The organism is Caballeronia sp. INML2 (genome assembly GCF_023631365.1).
Classification (GTDB): domain Bacteria; phylum Pseudomonadota; class Gammaproteobacteria; order Burkholderiales; family Burkholderiaceae; genus Caballeronia; species Caballeronia turbans.
In genome coordinates this window covers 1-620 of record NZ_JALQDH010000036.1, presented here as the reverse complement: position 1 = coordinate 620, position 620 = coordinate 1, and the positions used below count along the sequence as shown (strand labels likewise).

The window sequence follows — 620 nt, the reverse complement described above, 5'->3', positions numbered from 1 at the left end:
GCCGATGATAGTGCGGATACCCGTGTGAAAGTAGGTAATCGTCAGGCTCCTCATGCGATAAACAAAAACCCCACCCCGCAAAGGTGGGGTTTTTGCGTTTCCGTCTCACCTATAGGTGAGAGCTTCGATCGTCTCGGGCGTAAGAAACGCTTGACAACGGCGTGTTGTTACCCCATAATCGATAGTTCTCTGCGGAGGGGTGCCCGAGTGGCTAAAGGGGGCAGACTGTAAATCTGTTGGCTTACGCCTACGTTGGTTCGAATCCAACCTCCTCCACCAGAATTCAAGCGGTAAGGGAATCCAAACCCTCGCGGGTGTAGCTCAATGGTAGAGCAGAAGCCTTCCAAGCTTATGACGAGGGTTCGATTCCCTTCACCCGCTCCAGTGTCGGTTTTGTAGTGCCCATGTGGCTCAGTGGTAGAGCACTCCCTTGGTAAGGGAGAGGTCGGCAGTTCGATCCTGCCCATGGGCACCAGCTGTATCAGTCTAGTAAGTTGCGCGCGGCGCAAGGTGCGAAAATCCTGTTAGGAGTCGAAAATGGCCAAAGGTAAATTCGAGCGGACCAAGCCGCACGTGAACGTGGGTACGATCGGTCACGTTGACCACGGCAAGACCACGCT

Annotated in this window: 1 protein-coding gene and 3 tRNA genes; all 4 read left to right on the top strand. The window is 54.4% G+C overall.

The window, feature by feature from the left end:
- Positions 1 to 193: 193 nt before the first annotated feature.
- A tRNA-Tyr gene (locus tag NCT32_RS12845) sits at positions 194 to 279 on the top strand.
- Between the two features lie 31 nt (positions 280 to 310).
- Positions 311 to 384, top strand: a tRNA-Gly gene (locus NCT32_RS12840).
- A 16-nt stretch (positions 385 to 400) separates the two neighbouring features.
- Positions 401 to 475: transfer RNA gene (locus NCT32_RS12835), tRNA-Thr, on the top strand.
- Between the two features lie 62 nt (positions 476 to 537).
- Positions 538 to 620: GTP-binding protein (locus tag NCT32_RS12830; RefSeq protein ID WP_042615313.1), on the top strand; the 83-nt coding region annotated here is incomplete at its 3' end.